The organism is Streptomyces sp. NPDC037410 (assembly GCF_055602235.1).
The window spans coordinates 146372-164842 of record NZ_JBVJWR010000011.1 but is presented as its reverse complement, the minus strand read 5'-3'; the positions used below and the strand labels follow the sequence as shown (position 1 = coordinate 164842).

The following is an 18471-nucleotide window of genomic DNA, read 5'->3' as shown; positions in this document are numbered from 1 at the left end:
CCCCCCTGGCCCCCCCCCCCCCCCCCCCCCCCCCCCCCCCCCCCTTCCCCCCCCCCCCCCCCCCCCCCCCCACCCCCCCCCCCCCAGGCCCTGGCGCCCCCGAAGCGGGCGCCGCCGCCCCGAGTACAGAGGGTGAAGACCCCCGGTGACAAGGCGGCGTACGACGTCCGGATCCGTCCCCCAAGCCCGTCCGGCCCCCGGCCGACCCAGACCCCGCTGTCGGTCCGGGGGCCGGACGAGCTCAGCCCCCCTCGAAACTTCGGCGCTGCACCGGCGGCGCGACATTGCCGCTGCCCCTCCCCGGGCGGCGAAGGAGTTGGTTCACGTGTCCCAGACGCCCGTGCTGGCGTTGCGCGGGATCTTCAAGCGATTCGGAGCGGTCCAGGTCCTCTCCGGTGTCGATCTCGAAGTCCACGCAGGAGAGGTCGTCGCGCTCGTCGGCGACAACGGAGCGGGAAAGTCCACGCTGGTCAAGACGATCGCCGGCGTGCACCCCATCGACGAGGGCGTCATCGAGTGGGAGGGCGAGCAGGTCGAGATCCAGCGCCCGCACGACTCCCAGAACCTCGGTGTCGCGACCGTCTACCAGGACCTCGCGCTCTGCGACAACCTCGACGTCGTCGCCAACCTGTTCCTCGGCCGCGAGATCAAGAAGGGCGGCGTCCTCGACGAGGTCGCCATGGAGAAGCGGGCCAAGGACCTGCTCTCCACGCTCTCCATCCGCATCCCCAGCGTCCGCATCCCCGTCGCCGCCCTCTCCGGCGGCCAGCGGCAGGTCGTCGCCATCGCCCGCGCCCTGGTCGGCGACCCCAAGATCGTGATCCTGGACGAGCCCACCGCCGCGCTCGGCGTCGAGCAGACCGCACAGGTCCTCGACCTGGTCGAGCGGCTGCGCGAGCAGGGCCTCGGCGTCATCCTCATCAGCCACAACATGGCCGACGTGAAGGCCGTCGCCGACACCGTGGCCGTGCTCCGCCTGGGCCGCAACAACGGCACCTTCCCGGTGGCCACCACCACGCACGAAGAGATCATCGCCGCGATCACCGGTGCCACGGACAACGCCGTGACCCGCCGCCAGGCCCGCAACGCGGAGGTAGCGAAGTGAGCACGACCCCCAGCACCTCCGAGGACACCGTGCCCGAGCCCCGCACCGAGCCGCCGACCACCGCCGCGATCCCCGCCGTCGACCCCCGCCTCCTCGTCCGCGAGCAGGGCTTCAAGGGCTACGTCGACGAGTTCAAGCGCAAGATCCGCTCGGGTGAGATCGGCTCGCTGCCCGTCGTCGTCGGCCTGATCGTCATCGGCATCGTCTTCCAGGCCCTCACCGGCAACTTCATCACCTCGTACAACCTCGACCAGATCACGCTGTACGCGGTCGGCCCCGGCATCATGGCCGTCGGCATCGTCTTCGTCCTGCTGCTCGGCGAGATCGACCTCGCCGTCGGCTCCGTGGCGGGTCTGGCCGGCTCGGTCTGGGGCGTGCTCGGCACCGACATGCCCGACGGCCTCGCCATCCTCCTCGGCATCCTGTCCGGCACCCTGATCGGCGCCTTCCACGGCATGGTCTTCGCCAAGATCGGCGTGCCCGCCTTCGTCGTCACCCTCGCCGGCTTCCTCGGCTGGGCCGGTCTGCAGACCTGGGTGATGGGCGACCGGTCGACCATCCCCACCCCGATCGGCAGCTTCGTCGAGGACCTCACCAAGTACTACTTCTCCGACGTCGCCGCCGCCTACGGCCTCGCCGTGGCCGTCATCGCCGGCTTCTACCTCGCCCAGCTGCGGGACTCCCGCCGCCGCAAGGCCGCCGAGCTGCCGCACCGCCCGCAGAGCGAGATCATCCTGCGCACCGCCGTCCTCGCGGTCCTGGTCCTCGTCGCCGCGTACGGCTTCAACCAGGAGAAGGGCCTGCCGCTCTCCCTGGTGATCTTCCTGGTGATCCTGCTCGCCACCGACTTCGTCCTGCGCCGCACCACGTACGGCCGTCAGGTCTTCGCGGTCGGCGGCGGCATCGAGGCCGCCCGCCGCGCCGGCATCAACGTGGACTGGATCCGGATCTCGGTCTTCATGATCTCCGGCACGATGGGCGCCGTCGGCGGCCTCTTCCTCGCCTCCGCGACCGGCGGCGCCGACCGCTCCCTCGGCGGCGGCAACCAGCTGATGATGTGCATCGCCGCCGCGGTCATCGGCGGCACGTCCCTGTTCGGCGGACGCGGCAAGGTCTGGTCGGCGCTCCTGGGCATCCTGGTCATCCAGTCGATCGTCCAGGGCCTCAACCAGATGAACCTGTCCTCGAACGCGATCCAGTACATGATCACCGGAGCGGTCCTGCTGATCGCCGTGATCATCGACTCGGTCTCCCGCCGCACGCAGAAGACGGCCGGCCGCGCGTAACACCCGTCACATCAGCCCGGCACCGGGAAACCGGTGCCGGGCTGCGGCGCGTCCGGACGAGTACGCGCGACCAGTACGCGCGCGCGTACAGAGCCGTACAGATCAGCGGCTTGTCGGCCGTGCGGGTGACGCCTCACCCCAAGGCCCGATGCCCACGATCCAAGACGGAACATTAGACTCGACAAATCGGCAAGCTCGACCAGCTCAAAGCAAGGAGGAACGGGTGGCTCTGCTGACCCGTATCAGGGGACCGCGAGATCTGGACCGGCTCTCCCCGGAACAGCTGGACCAGCTGGCCGACGAGATCAGGACGTTCCTCGTGGACGCCGTCTCCAAGACCGGCGGGCACCTCGGCCCCAACCTCGGTGTGGTCGAGCTGACCATCGCCCTGCACCGGGTGTTCGACTCCCCGAAGGACAAGGTCCTCTGGGACACCGGCCACCAGAGCTACGTCCACAAGCTCCTCACGGGGCGCCAGGACTTCTCGAAGCTCAAGATGAAGGGCGGCCTGTCCGGCTACCCCTCGCAGGCCGAGTCCGAGCACGACGTCATCGAGAACTCGCACGCCTCGACCGTCCTCGGCTGGGCCGACGGCCTGGCCAAGGCGAACGAGGTCCTGAAGAAGGACGACCACGTCGTCGCGGTCATCGGCGACGGCGCCCTCACCGGCGGCATGGCCTGGGAGGCGCTGAACAACATCGCCGCCGCCAAGGACCGCCCCCTCGTCATCGTCGTCAACGACAACGAGCGCTCCTACGCGCCCACCATCGGCGGCCTCGCCAACCACCTGGCCACCCTGCGCACCACCGACGGCTACGAGCGCTTCCTCGCCCGCGGCAAGGACATCCTGGAGCGCACCCCGGTCGTCGGGAAGCCGCTCTACGAGACCCTGCACGGCGCCAAGAAGGGCCTCAAGGACTTCATCGCCCCGCAGGGCATGTTCGAGGACCTCGGCCTGAAGTACGTCGGCCCCATCGACGGACACGACATCGAGGCCCTGGAGTCCGCCCTCACGCGCGCCAAGCGCTTCGGCGGCCCCGTCATCGTCCACTGCCTCACCGAGAAGGGCCGCGGCTACCAGCCCGCCCTCCAGGACGAGGCGGACCGCTTCCACGCCGTCGGCAAGATCCACCCCGACACCGGCCTGCCCATCGCCTCCTCGGGCGCCGACTGGACCTCGGTCTTCGGCCAGGAGATGGTGGCGCTCGGCAAGGAGCGCGAGGACATCGTCGCCATCACGGCGGCCATGCTCCAGCCCGTCGGCCTCGACAAGTTCGCCAAGGCCTTCCCCGAGCGGGTCTTCGACGTCGGCATCGCCGAGCAGCACGGCGCGGTCTCCGCGGCCGGCCTCGCCACCGGCGGCCTCCACCCGGTCTTCGCGGTCTACGCGACCTTCCTCAACCGCGCCTTCGACCAGGTCCTGATGGACGTGGCCCTGCACAAGTGCGGCGTCACCTTCGTCCTGGACCGGGCCGGTGTCACCGGCACCGACGGCGCCTCGCACAACGGCATGTGGGACATGTCGATCCTCCAGGTCGTGCCCGGCCTGCGGCTCGCCGCCCCGCGCGACGCCGACCAGGTCCGCGCCCAGCTGCGCGAGGCCGTCGAGGTCACCGACGCCCCCACCGTGGTCCGCTTCTCCAAGGGCGCGGTCGGCCCGGCCGTCCCCGCCCTGCGCCGCGTCGGCGGCATGGACGTGCTCCGCGAGCCCGGCAGCGACAGGCCCGACGTCCTCCTGGTCTCCGTGGGCGCCCTGGCGCCCATGTGCCTGGAGATCGCCGACCTCCTGGACCGGCAGGGCATCTCCACCACCGTCGTCGACCCCCGCTGGGTCAAGCCCGTCGACGAGGCCCTCGCCCCGCTCGCCGAGCAGCACCGGGTCGTCGTCACCGTCGAGGACAACAGCCGCGTCGGCGGTGTCGGCTCCGCCGTCGCCCAGGCGCTGCGCGACGCCGGTGTGGACGTGCCGCTGCGTGACTTCGGCATCCCGCCGCGCTTCCTCGACCACGCCTCCCGGGGCGAGGTCCTGGCCGAGATCGGTCTTACCGCCCCCGACATCGCGCGCCAGGTCACCGGTCTGGTCTCGCGGCTCGACGGAAGGTTCGAGAGCAGCGCCAAGGCCGTGGAGCCCGCGCGCGACTGACGGACCACCATCACCCGGCGTCACCCTTGGGCCGGTCGGCTCACTCTTCGGAGTGCCGACCGGCCCTTTCGCGTGCATTCTGACCTCAGGGCGGGCAGCCCCAAGGCAGGGAGGTGGACGTGAGTACGGACCAACAGCCACGCGCCAATACAGGAATGTTCCGGACCAAATCGGTCGAACAGTCGATCCGCGACACGGAGGAGCCGGAGCACGCGCTCAAGAAGTCCCTGTCGGCCTGGGACCTGACGGTGTTCGGTGTCGGCGTCATCATCGGCACCGGCATCTTCGTCCTCACCGGCAAGGTGGCCAAGGAGAACGCGGGCCCGGCCACGGCCCTGGCCTTCGTCGCCGCGGGCATCGTCTGCGCCCTCGCCGCCCTGTGCTACGCCGAGTTCGCCTCGACGGTGCCGGTGGCCGGATCGGCGTACACCTTCGCGTACGCGTCGATCGGCGAGCTGCCCGCCTGGATCATCGGCTGGGACCTCGTCCTGGAGTTCGCCCTCGGCACGGCGGTGGTCGCCGTCGGCTGGTCCGGGTACGTCAGATCCCTGATGGACAACATCGGCTGGCACCTGCCGGCCTCGCTCGAAGGCCCGGACGTCGGCGGCGGCACCTTCGACATCCTGGCCTTCCTCCTCGTCCTCGTGCTGACCGTGGTCCTCGTCCTCGGCATGAAGCTCTCCGCGCGGATCACCGCGGTCGTCGTCGCGATCAAGGTGACCGTGGTGATGATCGTGATCGTCGCCGGCCTGTTCTTCATCGTCGGCGACAACTACGACCCCTTCATCCCGCCGGCCGTCAGCCCGCCCGGCGGCACCTCCGGCTGGACCTCCCCGATGGTCCAGCTGATCTTCGGCTACGAGCCGACCAACTTCGGCGTCATGGGCATCTTCACCGCCGCCTCCGTCGTCTTCTTCGCCTTCATCGGCTTCGACGTGGTGGCCACGGCGGCCGAGGAGACCAAGCTGCCGCAGCGCGACATGCCCCGGGGCATCCTCGGCTCGCTCCTCATCTGCACCGTGCTGTACGTGGCGGTCGCCCTCGTCGTCACCGGCATGGAGAAGTACACCAACCTGTCCACCAGCGCCCCGCTCGCCGACGCCTTCAAGGCCGCCGGACACCCCTGGTACGCGGGCGTGATCAGCTTCGGCGCCGCCGTCGGCCTCACCACGGTCTGTCTGATCCTGCTGCTCGGCCAGACCCGCGTCTTCTTCGCGATGAGCCGCGACGGGCTGCTGCCGCGCTTCTTCTCCATCACGCACCCGAAGTTCAGGACCCCGTACCGGCCGACCATCCTGCTCGGTGTGATCATCGCCATCGTCGCCGGCTTCACCAGCATCAACGAACTCGCGACCCTGGTGAACATCGGCACCCTCTTCGCCTTCGTCGTCGTCGCCGTCGGCGTCATGGTGCTCCGCCGCACCCGCCCTGATCTGCCGCGCGCCTTCCGCACCCCGTGGGTGCCCGTGCTGCCGATCCTCTCCATCGCCGCCTCGTTCTGGCTCATGCTCAACCTGCCGGGCGAGACCTGGTTCCGGTTCGCCGTCTGGATGGTGATCGGCCTGGTCGTGTACTTCCTGTACGGGCGCGGTCACAGCCGGCTCGGCAAGCTGGGCCAGGACGCCAGGTACTGATCCCCGGGGGTCGGAGACCGTCCGGGAGGGCGACTACAGTCGGTTCGTACCCGAACTCCTCCCGACGACCGGAGTGCTGGATCCCCCCATGGCGAATCGATCCCAGGCCACCGACGACCGTTCCAGCGGCCCCGCCGCCCCCGTGCTCCAGGGCGGCTGGCTGACCAGAGGGGAGGAGGGCCGGTTCAGCGCCTACCTGCCCCGGGACGGAGAGGTGGTGCGCTGGACCGAGGAGCCCGGCGGCTGGAGCGGCCCCGTCTCCCTCGGCGGCGACGGACTGACCCCCTTCCTCGCCGTCGGCCAGGGCGCCGACCGCTACGTCCACCTCGTCGGCCTGCGGCCCACGGGCGGCGACGAGGGGCACGTCGAGCTGGTGCACGCCGTCCAGTTCCAGACGGGCCGCCCGGCGGCCCCCTGGCGGTCCCTGGGCCACTCCAACGGCAAGGGGCCCTGGATGGGCAACCCCGCGGTCGCCGTGGACGCCCAGGGCCGCGTCTACGCCTTCGTACGGAACGGGGGCGGCGGCATCAGCTGCCGCGCCCAGAAGGACGCGGGCGGCTGGCACCCCTGGTGGGACCTGAAGGGTTCGCGGACCGACCCCTCGCCGGTCGCCGTCACCAACGGCGCGGGCATGGTCGAGCTGTACACCTCGCACGCCACGGGCCTCGCCCGCTACGTGCAGCGCGAGGCGGGGGCGAAGCCGGTCCGCGAGGAGATCCTGCCCGCCTCCGTGACGATGGGCACCCTCGCGGCGGTCACCGGCCCCTCCGGGCACGTGACGCTCTTCTACCTCGACCAGGAGAGCCAGGTCACCGCCTGGTCGCCGGAGCGCTCCCTGGAGCCGACGCCGCTGGGCAAGGCGGCCGGCACCGGCCGTCTGTCCGTCACCCGCTGCCTCATCGACGGCTTCGACTGCACGGTCCTCGCCCAGCAGTCCGAGGACGGCCGGCTCGCCCTCGCCGCCTACCCCAGCGAGCAGGAGTCGGAAGGCCTGAGCTGGTCGGAGACGGGGGAGCGGCACAGGAGCCTGAACGCCGTCCTCACCCGGGGCCTCGACGGCGGTCTGGTCGCGATGACCGCGGCCGACGGCCGCCCGCCGGTCACCACCCGTCAGAAGGTGGGCGCCGAAGGGCTGCTGCTCGAAGGCTGGCGCTCCATAGGCTGAGCCCGGCCCGGCACGTACGCGAAGGCCCCGGCACGTACGCGAAGTGCCCCGGCAGGTACGCGAAAGGCCCCGGCACGTACGCGAAAGGCCCCGGCACCTTCCCAGGTGCCGGGGCCTTTCACATGAGGCGTTACGCCGGGACGCTCGCCACGCCCTGGGCGAGGAAACGCTTGCCGTTGACGCGCTCGGAGACGCCCTCACGGTCCAGGTACGGCGTGATGCCGCCCAGGTGGAAGGGCCAGCCCGCACCGGTGATCAGGCAGAGGTCGATGTCCTGCGCCTCGGCGACGACACCCTCCTCCAGCATCAGGCCGATCTCCTGCGCCACCGCGTCCAGGACGCGGTCGCGGGCCTGCTCCTCCGTCAGGACGACGTCGCCCTGCTTGAGGAGCGCGGCGACCTCGGGGTCGAGCTCCGGCTTGAAGCCGTTCTCCGCGTTGTAGACGTAGAAGCCGCGCTTGCCGGCCTCGACGACGGCCTTCAGGTTGGGGGAGACCTTGAAGCGCTCGGGGAAGGAGCGGTTCAGCGTCTCGGAGACGTGCAGACCGATGGCCGGGCCGACGAGCTCCAGGAGGACCAGCGGCGACATCGGCAGGCCGAGCGGCTCGACCGCCTTCTCCGCCACGGCCACCGGGGTGCCCTCGTCGATGATGTTCTGGATCTCGCCCATGAAGCGGGTCAGGATGCGGTTCACGACGAACGCCGGGGCGTCCTTGGTGAGGACCGCGGTCTTCTTCAGCTTCTTGGCGACACCGAAGGCGGTGGCCAGGGAGGCGTCGTCCGTCTTCTCGCCGCGGACGATCTCCAGGAGCGGGAGGATCGCGACCGGGTTGAAGAAGTGGAAGCCGACCACGCGCTCCGGGTGCTGGAGCTTGGACGCCATCTCGGAGACGGACAGCGAGGAGGTGTTGGTGGCGAGGATCGCGTGCGCCGGGGCGACCGCCTCGACCTCCGCGAACACCTGCTGCTTGACGCCCATCTCCTCGAACACGGCCTCGATGATGAAGTCCGCGTCCGCGAAGCCCTCGGCCTTGTCGAGGACACCGGAGACCAGGCCCTTGAGACGGTTGGCCTTGTCCTGGTTGATGCGGCCCTTGCCGAGCAGCTTCTCGATCTCGCCGTGGACGTAGCCCACGCCCTTGTCGATGCGCTCCTGGTCGATGTCGGTCAGGACGACCGGCACCTCGAGGCGGCGCAGGAAGAGCAGGGCCAGCTGGGAGGCCATCAGACCGGCGCCGACGACACCGACCTTGGTGACCGGGCGGGCCAGCGACTTGTCCGGGGCGCCGGCGGGGCGCTTGCCGCGCTTCTGCACCAGGTTGAAGGCGTAGATGCCGGAGCGCAGCTCGCCGCCCATGATCAGGTCGGCGAGGGCCTGGTCCTCGGCGTCGAAGCCCTTCTGCAGGTCGCCGTCCTTGGCGGCCTCGATGATGTCGAGGGCGCGGTAGGCGGCGGGGGCGGCGCCGTGCACCTTGGAGTCGGCGACGAGACGGCCCTTGGCGACGGCCTGGTCCCAGGCCTCGCCGCGGTCGATCTCGGGGCGGTCCACGGAGACGTCGCCCTTGAGGACGGACGCGGTCCAGATGAGGGACTGCTCCAGGAAGTCGGCGCCCTCGAAGAGGGCGTCGGCGATGCCGAGCTCGAAGACCTGCTTGCCCTTGAGCTGGCGGTTCTGGTTGAGGCTGTTCTCGATGATGACCGAGACGGCCTTCTCGGCGCCGATCAGGTTCGGCAGAATCGCGCAGCCGCCCCAGCCCGGGACGAGACCGAGGAAGACCTCGGGCAGCGAGAAGGCCGGGAGGGCCTTCGACACCGTGCGGTAGGTGCAGTGCAGACCGACCTCGACGCCGCCGCCCATGGCCGCGCCGTTGTAGTACGCGAAGGTCGGCACGGCGAGCGCGGACAGACGCTTGAAGACGTCGTGGCCGCCCTTGCCGATGGCGAGCGCATCGTCGTGCTTCTTCAGCAGCTCGACGCCCTTGAGGTCGGCGCCGACGGCGAAGATGAACGGCTTGCCGGTGATGCCGACGCCGACGATCTCACCGTTCGCGGCCTCGGCCTCGACCTGGTCGATCGCCGTGTTCAGGTTGGCGAGGGACTGGGGGCCGAAGGTGGTCGGCTTGGTGTGGTCGAAGCCGTTGTCCAGCGTGATCAGCGCGAACCGGCCGGCGTTCGCCGGGAGTTCGAAGTGCCGTACGTGGGCCGAGGTCACGACCTCGTCCGGGAAGAGCTCGGCGGCGCCCTTCAGAAGCTCGGCGGTGGTGCTCACTTGCCCTCCCAGTGGGGGTTCTCCCAGATGACCGTCGCGCCCATGCCGAAGCCGACGCACATGGTGTTGAGGCCGTAGCGGACCTGCGGGTTCTCCTCGAACTGGCGGGCCAGCTGCGTCATCAGACGGACGCCGGAGGAGGCGAGCGGGTGGCCGTACGCGATGGCGCCGCCGTACTGGTTGACGCGGGCGTCGTCGTCGGCGATGCCGTAGTGCTCCAGGAACGCGAGGACCTGGACCGCGAAGGCCTCGTTGATCTCGAAGAGGCCGATGTCCTCGATGGACAGGCCGGACTTGGCGAGGGCCTTCTCGGTGGCCGGGATCGGGCCGTAGCCCATGACCTCGGGCTCGACGCCGGCGAAGGCGTACGAGACGAGGCGCATCTTGACCGGGAGGTTGTTCTCGCGGGCGAAGTCCTCGGAGGCGATGATCGAGGCGGTGGCGCCGTCGTTCAGGCCGGCCGCGTTGCCCGCGGTGACGTTGCCGTGGACGCGGAACGGCGTCTTCAGGTTCGCCAGCGACTCCAGGGTGGTGCCCGGGCGCATCGGCTCGTCGGCGGTGACCAGGCCCCAGCCGGTCTCGCCGGTGGAGGCGTCGGTGCGGCGGACCGAGATCGGCACCAGGTCCTGCTGGATCTTGCCGTCGGCGTACGCCTTGGCGGCCTTCTCCTGCGAGCGCACGGCGTACTCGTCGGCGCGCTGCTTGGTGATGCTCGGGTAGCGGTCGTGCAGGTTCTCGGCGGTCATGCCCATGAAGAGGGCGGACTCGTCGACCAGCTTCTCGCTGACGAACCGCGGGTTCGGGTCGACGCCCTCGCCCATGGGGTGGCGGCCCATGTGCTCGACGCCACCGGCGATGACGGCGTCGTACGCGCCGAAGGCGATCGAACCGGCCGTCGTCGTCACGGCGGTCAGCGCGCCGGCGCACATGCGGTCGATGGAGTAGCCCGGCACCGACTGCGGCAGCCCGGCGAGGATGCCCGCCGTGCGGCCGAGGGTGAGGCCCTGGTCGCCGATCTGCGTGGTCGCGGCGATGGCGACCTCGTCGATCTTGGCCGGGTCGAGGGCCGGGTTGCGGCGCAGCAGCTCCCGGATGGCCTTCACGACGAGGTCGTCGGCGCGGGTCTCGTGGTAGATGCCCTTCGGGCCCGCCTTGCCGAACGGGGTGCGGACGCCGTCGACGAAGACGACGTCCCTGACGGTACGAGGCACGATGGCTCTCCTCCAGGGTGCGGGATGGCACTGCTGCTGCGGCCCACGCCTAAGCGTGCGCTTGCTCCCCCCATGCTACTTGCGGGTAACCAAGCTGCCCACCCCTTGAGGGCCAAGCGGCGAAGGTCACATCCGCCGCCCCTCGGTGCGCCCCCTCCGCGCGCCCGCCCGATCGGAGGGTTCCACAACCCGATGGCCCAGGCGGGCCGCCGTGCCATGGCGCCCGTTCCCCGCCGGGAAGACGCTGGCCGGGCCGGGGCCGCACGGCCCCGGACCCCCACACGGAACGGACTCCCATGGCGAAGGTCATCACCACCGATCACTACGTCTGGCACACGTCCAGCGTCCCCGCGAACAAGGACGAGGAGGTCGAGCTCTTCGTACGGGAGCGCAACGGCACGCCCCCGGGGCAGGACCGCAAGCCGGTCCTCATGCTCCACGGCCGGAGCGTCCCGGTACTCCCGGGCTTCGACCTCCGGTACAAGTCGTACAGCTGGGCCGGGGCGCTGGCGCAGGCCGGCTACGACGTTTTCATGATGGACCTGCAGGGCTCCGGCCTCTCGGCGCGCCCCAAGATGGACGACCCCCGCAACGTCAACCCCGCCCATCAGCACCTGTTGACCCCGAGGCCGCCGGGATTCACGCCGGGCCCGGCGAACTACCCGTACCAGCTGAACGACTCGTACAGCGACTGGGACGAGCTGGACACCGTCGTGAAGTTCATCCGCGAGCTGTGCCAGGTGGACAAGATCGCCTTCATCGGCTGGTCCGCCGCCGCGTTCTGGATGGGGCCGTACGCGGTCAAGCACCCCGAGAGGGTCGAGAGCCTGTTCCTGCTGGCGCCGATCTTCCCGCCCAAGGGCACCTCGAACCCGCCGGCCACGCTGCCGGTGCCGGGCTTCCCGACCCACCTCAGCACGAAGCCGGGACTCGACCAGAACTGGGCCGGCGAAGTGCACTGCGACGGTCAGCGCGAGGACGGCATCGTCGACGCGGTCTGGGACGCGCTGCTGAAGAGCGACCCGGTCGGCAGCGTCTGGGGTGGCATCGACGGGCTCAACCGGTACAGGAACTTCACCCGGTGGGGATGGAACGAGACCACCGCGGCGCAGGGCGGGGTGCTCGGCGGAAGCGTGCCCGTGCTGCTCGTGTACGGGGATTCCGACAGGCAGGCGAACACGAAACCGCCCAGCCCCAACCCGGAACTCAACTTCTCGGTCCCCGCGCTGTACGACTCCGTCGCGGGCGCCCACAAGCTGATGGTCAAGCTGCTCTGCGCGGGGCATTCCGTGCCGTGGGAGAAACAGCACGGGAACGTGCACGAGCTCTCGAAGAACTGGCTCAAGCACCTCAAGGTCGACGGCAAGACCCACGGCGTCTTCGACATGGACCTCGACGGCCACCTCAGCCCGGCGTAGGGCGCGTCCCCCGACACGGCGGAGCCCCCGGCGCCTCTGCGGGCACCGGGGGCTCCACCGACGGGGTCACGCCTTCGCGGCCAGCGCCTTGAGGAGGAGCGGGGCCACCAGCTCGACCTGCCACGGGCGGGCGCCGTAGCCGCTCAGGGCGGCCGCGACCGCGTCCGGAGTCCCCGCGGACGGCGGCTCCCAGCAGACGCGGCGGACGGTGTCCGGCGTGATCAGGTTCTCCTGGGGGAGGTGCAGCTCCTCCGCGCGCGCCGAGACCGCCGTGCGCGCCGCCGCGAGGCGGGCCGCCGCGATCGGGTCCTTGTCCGCCCAGGCGCGCGGCGGGGGCGGGCCCGCGACCTGCTGGCCCGGCTGGGGCAGCTCGCTCTCCGGGAGGGCCCTGGCGCGGTCCACCGCGGCCTGCCACTGCTCCAGCTGACGGCGGCCCATGCGGTTGCCGAAACCGGGCAGCGCGGTGAGCGCGCCCACGTTCAGCGGGACCGCGAGCGCGGCCTCCACGATCGCCGCGTCGCTCAGCACCTTGCCGGGGGAGACGTCGCGCCGCTGGGCGACCTTGTCACGGGCCGTCCACAGCTCCCGTACGACCGCCATCTGGCGGCGGCGGCGCACCTTGTGCATGCCGGAGGTGCGGCGCCACGGGTCCTTGCGGGGCGGGGCCGGCGGGGCCGCGGCGATCGCGTCGAACTCCTGGTGGGCCCACTCCAGCTTGCCCTGCCGGTCGAGCTCCTTCTCCAGCGCGTCGCGCAGGTCGACGAGGAGCTCGACGTCGAGCGCCGCGTACCGCAGCCACGGATCGGGCAGCGGGCGGGTGGACCAGTCCACGGCGGAGTGGCCCTTCTCCAGGGCGTAGCCGAGGACGGACTCGACCATCGCGCCGAGGCCGACCCGCGGGAAGCCCGCGAGGCGTCCGGCGAGCTCGGTGTCGAAGAGCGAGGAGGGGCGCATGCCTATGTCGCGCAGGCACGGGAGGTCCTGGGTCGCGGCGTGCAGGATCCACTCGGTGCCGGTGAGCGCCTCGCCGAGCCCCGACAGGTCGGGACAGCCGACGGGGTCGATGAGCGCGCTGCCCGCGCCCTCGCGGCGGAGCTGGACGAGGTAGGCGCGCTGGCCGTAGCGGTAGCCGGAGGCGCGCTCGGCGTCCACGGCCACGGGGCCGCTTCCGGTGGCGAACGCGGCGATCACCTGGGCGAGGGCGTCCGCCGTCTCGACGACGGGCGGAATCCCCTCGCGGGGCTCCAGCAACGGGATCGGAAGCCCATTCACAGGGACATCGTCGTCCGGGGGGCCGCCCCCGGTGGTGCGCAGTGCTGTGTCTGCTGCGGTCTCTTGGGCGTCGGTCACGTGTCAAGGGTATCGGTCGACGGCAAGCGCCCGCCGACGGAACGTTCCGTCGACAGGCGCGGGCCCGTGTCCACCGGCCGTCAGTGGATGATCCCCGTCCGCAGGGCGACCGCGACCATGCCGGCGCGGTCCCCGGTGCCCAGCTTGCGGGCGATGCGGGCGAGGTGGCTCTTGACGGTGAGGGCGGACAGCCCCATGGAGACGCCGATCGCCTTGTTCGACTGGCCCTCCGCGACGAGCCGCAGTACCTCGACCTCACGGCCGGAGAGCTCGCGGTAGCCGCCCGGGTGGCTCGGGGCACCCGGGGGGCGGCGGTGGCCGAGACGGGCCGCCGCGGCGCCGATGGGGGCGGCGCCGGGGCGGGTCGGGTGACCGATGTTGGTCCGGGTGCCGGTGACGACGTAGCCCTTCACGCCGCCCGCCAGGGCGTTGCGTACGGCGCCGATGTCGTCGGCGGCCGAGAGGGCGAGGCCGTTGGGCCAGCCCGCGGCGCGGGTCTCGGACAGCAGGGTCAGGCCGCTGCCGTCGGGCAGGTGGACGTCGGCAACGCAGATGTCGCGCGGGTTGCCGACGCGGGGACGGGCCTCCGCGATGGACGACGCCTCGATCACGTCGCGCACTCCGAGGGCCCACAGGTGGCGGGTGACGGTGGAGCGGACGCGTGGGTCGGCCACGACGACCATGGCCGTCGGCTTGTTCGGGCGGTAGGCGACCAGGCTTGCGGGCTGCTCGAGGAGAACGGACACCAGGCCTCCTGGGGGGAAGGGTGCGGGACGGAGCCGGCTCGGGGAAGAAGCCGGGGGCGAACCCGTGCTGTGAAGGGGTCACTGACTCCTTCGGCAGCTGGGCCGCCCGCCTTTAGGGAAAGATCACGATTTGGTGAGTAATAATTAGGGCAATTCGGACGCGTGATCGATCATCCTACGAGCGGCCTTCGCCCCTTCACCCCCACGAGGGACACGAAGAAGCCCCGTTCCAGGCCCCCCGCGGGCCCCGTCGAGCTCGTCCCTCAGGCCCCCTGCGGCCCCCGGCGCTGGGGCAGCGAGACGACCCCCGCGCCCGTCACCGTCCCCGCCCCCGGATCCGCCGGCGCGGGCGGCAGCCCGGCGATCTGGCAGAGCAGATCGCACCAGGCCGCCAGGTGCGCTCCCGTGTCCGGCACCCCGCCCAGGCCCTCGCGCGGGGTCCAGGACGCCCGGATCTCGATCTGCGTCGCCGGCCTGCGGTCCGCGAGACCGCCGAAGTAGTGCGAGCCCGCCATCGTCACGGTCCCGCTCGCCTCCCCGTACGCGAGCCCCCGCGCCTCCATCGCCCCGGTGAGCCAGGACCAGCACACCTCGGGCAGCAGCGGGTCCGCCGCCATCTCCGGCTCCAGCTCGGCCCGGATCAGGGTCACCAGACGGAACGTACCCTTCCAGGCCTCGTGCCCGTCCGGGTCGTGCAGCAGGACGAGCCGCCCGTCCGCCAGGTCCTCCTCGCCCTCGACGACGGCCGCCTCCACCGCGTACGCGTACGGGGCGAGCCGCTGCGGCGGCCTGGTCGGGTCGATCTCGACCTCGGACCGCAGCCTCGCAGACCGCAAGGCCTCCACCGCCCGCCGGAACGCGGGCGGAACCCGGTTCGCCTCCGTACTGTCCGCCGTCTCGTCCTTCCCTCGGTCGCCGTCGGAATGATCGGAAAAATGTCCCTGAGCCGCAGCCATGCGGGGAAGAGTAGGCGGAACGGGGCCTCCGTGCAGGGAGGACACCCGGCCCGGACGAGCGGCTTCCCGCCACATGCGAAGATTCTGGGCGTGAGTGCCATGGACAGCCCGCAGGGCCAGCAGAAGAAGCAGCAGTCGCGGACGTACGACTCCGCGTTTCTCAAGGCGTGCCGGCGCGAGCCGGTGCCCCACACCCCCGTCTGGTTCATGCGGCAGGCCGGGCGCTCCCTCCCGGAGTACCTGAAGGTCCGCGAGGGCATCCCGATGCTCGAATCGTGCATGCGGCCCGAGCTCGTCACCGAGATCACGCTCCAGCCGGTCCGCCGCCACAAGGTCGACGCCGCGATCTACTTCAGCGACATCGTCGTCCCCCTCAAGGCCATCGGCATCGACCTCGACATCAAGCCCGGCGTCGGCCCGGTCGTCGCCGACCCGATCCGCACCCGCGCCGACCTGGCCCGGCTGCGCGACCTCACCCCCGAGGACGTCCACTACGTCACCGAGGCCATCGGCATGCTCACCGGCGAGCTGGGCGACACCCCGCTCATCGGCTTCGCCGGTGCGCCTTTCACCCTCGCGAGCTACCTCGTCGAGGGCGGTCCGTCGCGCAGCCACGAGCGCACCAAGGCCATGATGTACGGCGACCCGCAGCTCTGGGCTGACCTCCTCGACCGCCTCGCCGAGATCACCTCGGCCTTCCTCAAGGTCCAGATCGAGGCCGGCGCCTCCGCCGTGCAGCTCTTCGACTCCTGGGTCGGCGCCCTCGCCCCGGCCGACTACCGCCGCTCGGTGATGCCGGCCTCCACCAAGGTCTTCGACGCGGTCGCCGGCTACGGCGTCCCGCGCATCCACTTCGGCGTGGGTACGGGCGAGCTGCTCGGCCTCATGGGTGAGGCCGGCGCGGACGTCGTCGGCGTCGACTGGCGCGTCCCGCTCGACGAGGCCGCCCGCCGCGTCGGCCCCGGCAAGGCCCTCCAGGGCAACCTGGACCCGGCCGTGCTCTTCGCCTCGACCGAGGTCGTGGAGGCCAAGACCGACGAGGTCCTGGCCGCCGCCCGGGGCCTGGAGGGGCACGTCTTCAACCTGGGCCACGGCGTCATGCCGGCGATGGACCCCGACGCCCTGACCCGCCTCGTCGAGTACGTGCACACGCGGACGGCCCGCTGAGGGAGCCGTCCGCGTGGCGGATGCCGGGTGCGCTCAGAACTCGCAGTTGATGGGCGGGTTGTTGCCCGTCCGCACCCGGCAGACGTCGAGGCCGTCGCCGCCGTTGGTCGTGCCGTCGTTGGTGTCGACCCTGAGGAAGTCGTTGCCGGTGTTGCCGCGGACGATCCCGCCGGGTTCCACCGTGCCGCTGACGGTGAGGTAGTCCGAGTCCGGGCTGCCCTCGACGAGGCCGCCGCCCCCGACGGACCGGACCGAGAGGTAGTCGCGGCCCGGTCCGCCGTCGACGTGGCCGAGGACCGAGCCGTTCACCACGATGTAGTCGTCGCCGCCGAGGCCGTTGACCGTGGTGCCGGCGACCACCTCCGAGCACACGATGCGGTCGGGGCCGGAGGTGCCGTTCACCACCCCCATGGGATCAGGGCTGACGGAGACCCCGTTGACGGTGCACGTCGTCTGGGCGTGGGCGGGGGTCGCGGTCAGGGCGAGGGGGGCGATGACGAGAGAGGCGGCGCAGAGCGCACGCATGCTGTGTCGGATCATATGAAGAGTCACCCACGGTGACTCTTCACGGGCAACTCGTCACCATGGGTGATCCGCCGCTCGGGTCATCCCGCCGCCCGAACAGCCGCCACCGCCTTGCGCGCCGCGACGAGCACGGGATCCCACACCGGTGAGAACGGCGGCGCGTACCCCAGGTCCAGGGCCGTCATCCCCTCCACCGTCATCCCCGCCGTGAGCGCCACCGCCGCGATGTCCACCCGCTTCGCCGCGCCCTCCCGGCCCACGATCTGCACCCCGAGCAGCCGGCCCGTGCGCCGCTCGGCCAGCATCTTCACCGTCATCGGCGCGGCCCCCGGGTAGTAACCCGCCCGGCTCGTCGACTCGACCGTCACCGTCACGAACCGCAGTCCCACCTCCCGGGCGTCCCGCTCCCGCAGGCCCGTCCGCGCGATCTCCAGGTCGCACACCTTCGACACCGCCGTGCCCACCACGCCCGGGAAGGTCGCGTAGCCGCCGCCCACGTTCGCGCCGATGACCTGGCCGTGCTTGTTCGCGTGGGTGCCGAGCGGCACGTGCCGCTCCCGGCCCGAGACCAGGTCCAGGACCTCCACGCAGTCACCGCCGGCCCAGATGTTCTCGTGGCCCCGCACCCGCATCGCCAGATCGGTGAGCAGCCCCCCGTACGCCCCGAGCGGCAGCCCCGCCGCCCGCGCGAGCGAGGTCTCCGGCACCACGCCCGTACCGAGCACCACCACGTCCGCCGGGTACTCGTCGGCGTCCGTCGCCACCGCCCGCACCCTGCCGTCCCCGCCCGTCAGCACCTTCGTCACCGCCGCCGAGACGACCGTCCTGATCCCGAGGCCGTCCATCGCCCGGTGCACCAGCCGCCCCATGTCCGGATCGAGGGTCGCCATCGGCTGCTCGCCCCGGGTCAGCACCGTCACCTCGTAGCCCCGGTTCAGCAGGGCCTCGGCCATCTCCACGCCGATGTACCCGGCGCCCACGACGACGGCCCGCCGGCCCGGCGTACCGGACAGCGAGTCGAGCAGCGCCTGGCCGTCGTCGAGGGTCTGCACCCCGTGCACCCCGGGCGCGTCGATCCCCGGCAGCGGCGGGCGCAGCGGCCGGGCCCCGGTCGCGATCACCAGCTTGTCGAAGCCCGTCCACGCCTCCGTGCCCGCCTCCAGGTCCCGCGAGCGGACCCGTTGCCCCGGGACGTCGATCTCCGTCACCTCGGTCCGCGTCCGCAGGCCGATGTCACGGGCCCGGTGCTCCTCGGGGGAGCGCGCGATCAGCTCCCCGCGCTCGGCCACGTCACCGCCGACCCAGTACGGGATGCCGCAGGCCGAGTACGAGGAGAAGTGCCCGCGCTCGAAGGCGACGATCTCCAGCTCCCCGGGGGACCTGAGCCTGCGCGCCTGGGGGGGGGGGGGACGGACAGCCACGTCGCCACCGAGGGGCACCAGGCGTTCTTTCCCGGGGAGCCTCGGAGACCTGATGGAAAGGTAGGGGGGGGGGCA

14 protein-coding genes are annotated in these 18471 nt (G+C 71.5%); 7 read left to right on the top strand and 7 right to left on the bottom strand.

The annotated features are described in order from the left end of the window. Nucleotides 1–316: 316 nt before the first annotated feature. From ACZ7HT_RS20240 to ACZ7HT_RS20220, 5 genes are all read left to right on the top strand, one after another. Nucleotides 317–1105 carry an ATP-binding cassette domain-containing protein gene (locus ACZ7HT_RS20240; protein WP_167348157.1) on the top strand — a complete coding sequence of 263 codons (789 nt, stop codon included), beginning with the start codon at nt 317–319 and terminating at the stop codon, nt 1103–1105. Continuing rightward, nucleotides 1102–2391 (top strand): sugar ABC transporter permease, encoded by a 1290-nt coding sequence (locus ACZ7HT_RS20235; protein ID WP_471167466.1) that lies wholly within the window; start codon nt 1102–1104, stop codon nt 2389–2391. The genes ACZ7HT_RS20240 and ACZ7HT_RS20235 overlap by 4 nt, the downstream gene beginning before the upstream one ends. Nucleotides 2392–2614: 223 nt before the next feature. Continuing rightward, the gene (gene dxs, locus ACZ7HT_RS20230) at nt 2615–4534 is read left to right on the top strand and encodes a 1-deoxy-D-xylulose-5-phosphate synthase (protein ID WP_471167463.1); all 1920 of its coding nucleotides are present in this window, start codon (nt 2615–2617) and stop codon (nt 4532–4534) included. A gap of 155 nt (nt 4535–4689) precedes the next feature. Continuing rightward, on the top strand, nt 4690–6168 hold the full coding sequence (locus ACZ7HT_RS20225; RefSeq protein ID WP_471167461.1) for an amino acid permease: 1479 nt from the start codon (nt 4690–4692) through the stop codon (nt 6166–6168). A gap of 88 nt (nt 6169–6256) precedes the next feature. Continuing rightward, complete coding sequence (locus ACZ7HT_RS20220) at nt 6257–7333, top strand: PLL family lectin (protein ID WP_471167458.1); 1077 nt, start codon at nt 6257–6259, stop codon at nt 7331–7333. A 130-nt stretch (nt 7334–7463) separates the two neighbouring features. Here the strand turns inward: ACZ7HT_RS20220 and ACZ7HT_RS20215 are convergent, their stop codons facing one another. Further along, complete coding sequence (locus ACZ7HT_RS20215; protein WP_471167455.1) at nt 7464–9602, bottom strand: 3-hydroxyacyl-CoA dehydrogenase NAD-binding domain-containing protein; 2139 nt, start codon at nt 9600–9602, stop codon at nt 7464–7466. Beyond that, nucleotides 9599–10813 (bottom strand): thiolase family protein, encoded by a 1215-nt coding sequence (locus tag ACZ7HT_RS20210; RefSeq protein WP_471167454.1) that lies wholly within the window; start codon nt 10811–10813, stop codon nt 9599–9601. Before ACZ7HT_RS20210 ends, ACZ7HT_RS20215 begins: the two co-directional genes overlap by 4 nt. A 296-nt stretch (nt 10814–11109) precedes the next feature. Here ACZ7HT_RS20210 and ACZ7HT_RS20205 point away from each other — a divergent pair, with 296 nt between their 5' ends. Further along, on the top strand, nt 11110–12231 hold the full coding sequence (locus ACZ7HT_RS20205; RefSeq protein ID WP_471167452.1) for an alpha/beta hydrolase: 1122 nt from the start codon (nt 11110–11112) through the stop codon (nt 12229–12231). A gap of 66 nt (nt 12232–12297) precedes the next feature. Here ACZ7HT_RS20205 and ACZ7HT_RS20200 read toward each other — a convergent pair whose 3' ends face one another. The 3 genes from ACZ7HT_RS20200 to ACZ7HT_RS20190 form a co-directional block, all read right to left on the bottom strand. Then, on the bottom strand, nt 12298–13581 hold the full coding sequence (locus ACZ7HT_RS20200; RefSeq protein WP_471167450.1) for an HRDC domain-containing protein: 1284 nt from the start codon (nt 13579–13581) through the stop codon (nt 12298–12300). 80 nt (nt 13582–13661) lie between these two features. Further along, nucleotides 13662–14327 carry a response regulator transcription factor gene (locus tag ACZ7HT_RS20195; protein ID WP_015037008.1) on the bottom strand — a complete coding sequence of 222 codons (666 nt, stop codon included), beginning with the start codon at nt 14325–14327 and terminating at the stop codon, nt 13662–13664. Between the two features lie 263 nt (nt 14328–14590). Then, the gene (locus ACZ7HT_RS20190) at nt 14591–15283 is read right to left on the bottom strand and encodes a DUF3000 domain-containing protein (RefSeq protein WP_471167448.1); all 693 of its coding nucleotides are present in this window, start codon (nt 15281–15283) and stop codon (nt 14591–14593) included. Between the two features lie 90 nt (nt 15284–15373). On the opposite strand from ACZ7HT_RS20190, the gene hemE reads away from it, so the two are divergent. Next, a complete protein-coding gene (gene hemE / locus ACZ7HT_RS20185) occupies nt 15374–16450 on the top strand; it encodes a uroporphyrinogen decarboxylase (protein WP_471167445.1) in 1077 nt (358 codons plus the stop codon). A gap of 33 nt (nt 16451–16483) precedes the next feature. Here the strand turns inward: hemE and ACZ7HT_RS20180 are convergent, their stop codons facing one another. Then, a complete protein-coding gene (locus ACZ7HT_RS20180; protein WP_471167442.1) occupies nt 16484–16975 on the bottom strand; it encodes a hypothetical protein in 492 nt (163 codons plus the stop codon). 80 nt (nt 16976–17055) lie between these two features. After that, the gene (locus tag ACZ7HT_RS20175; protein WP_471167440.1) at nt 17056–18396 is read right to left on the bottom strand and encodes an FAD-dependent oxidoreductase; all 1341 of its coding nucleotides are present in this window, start codon (nt 18394–18396) and stop codon (nt 17056–17058) included. Nucleotides 18397–18471: the final 75 nt, after the last annotated feature.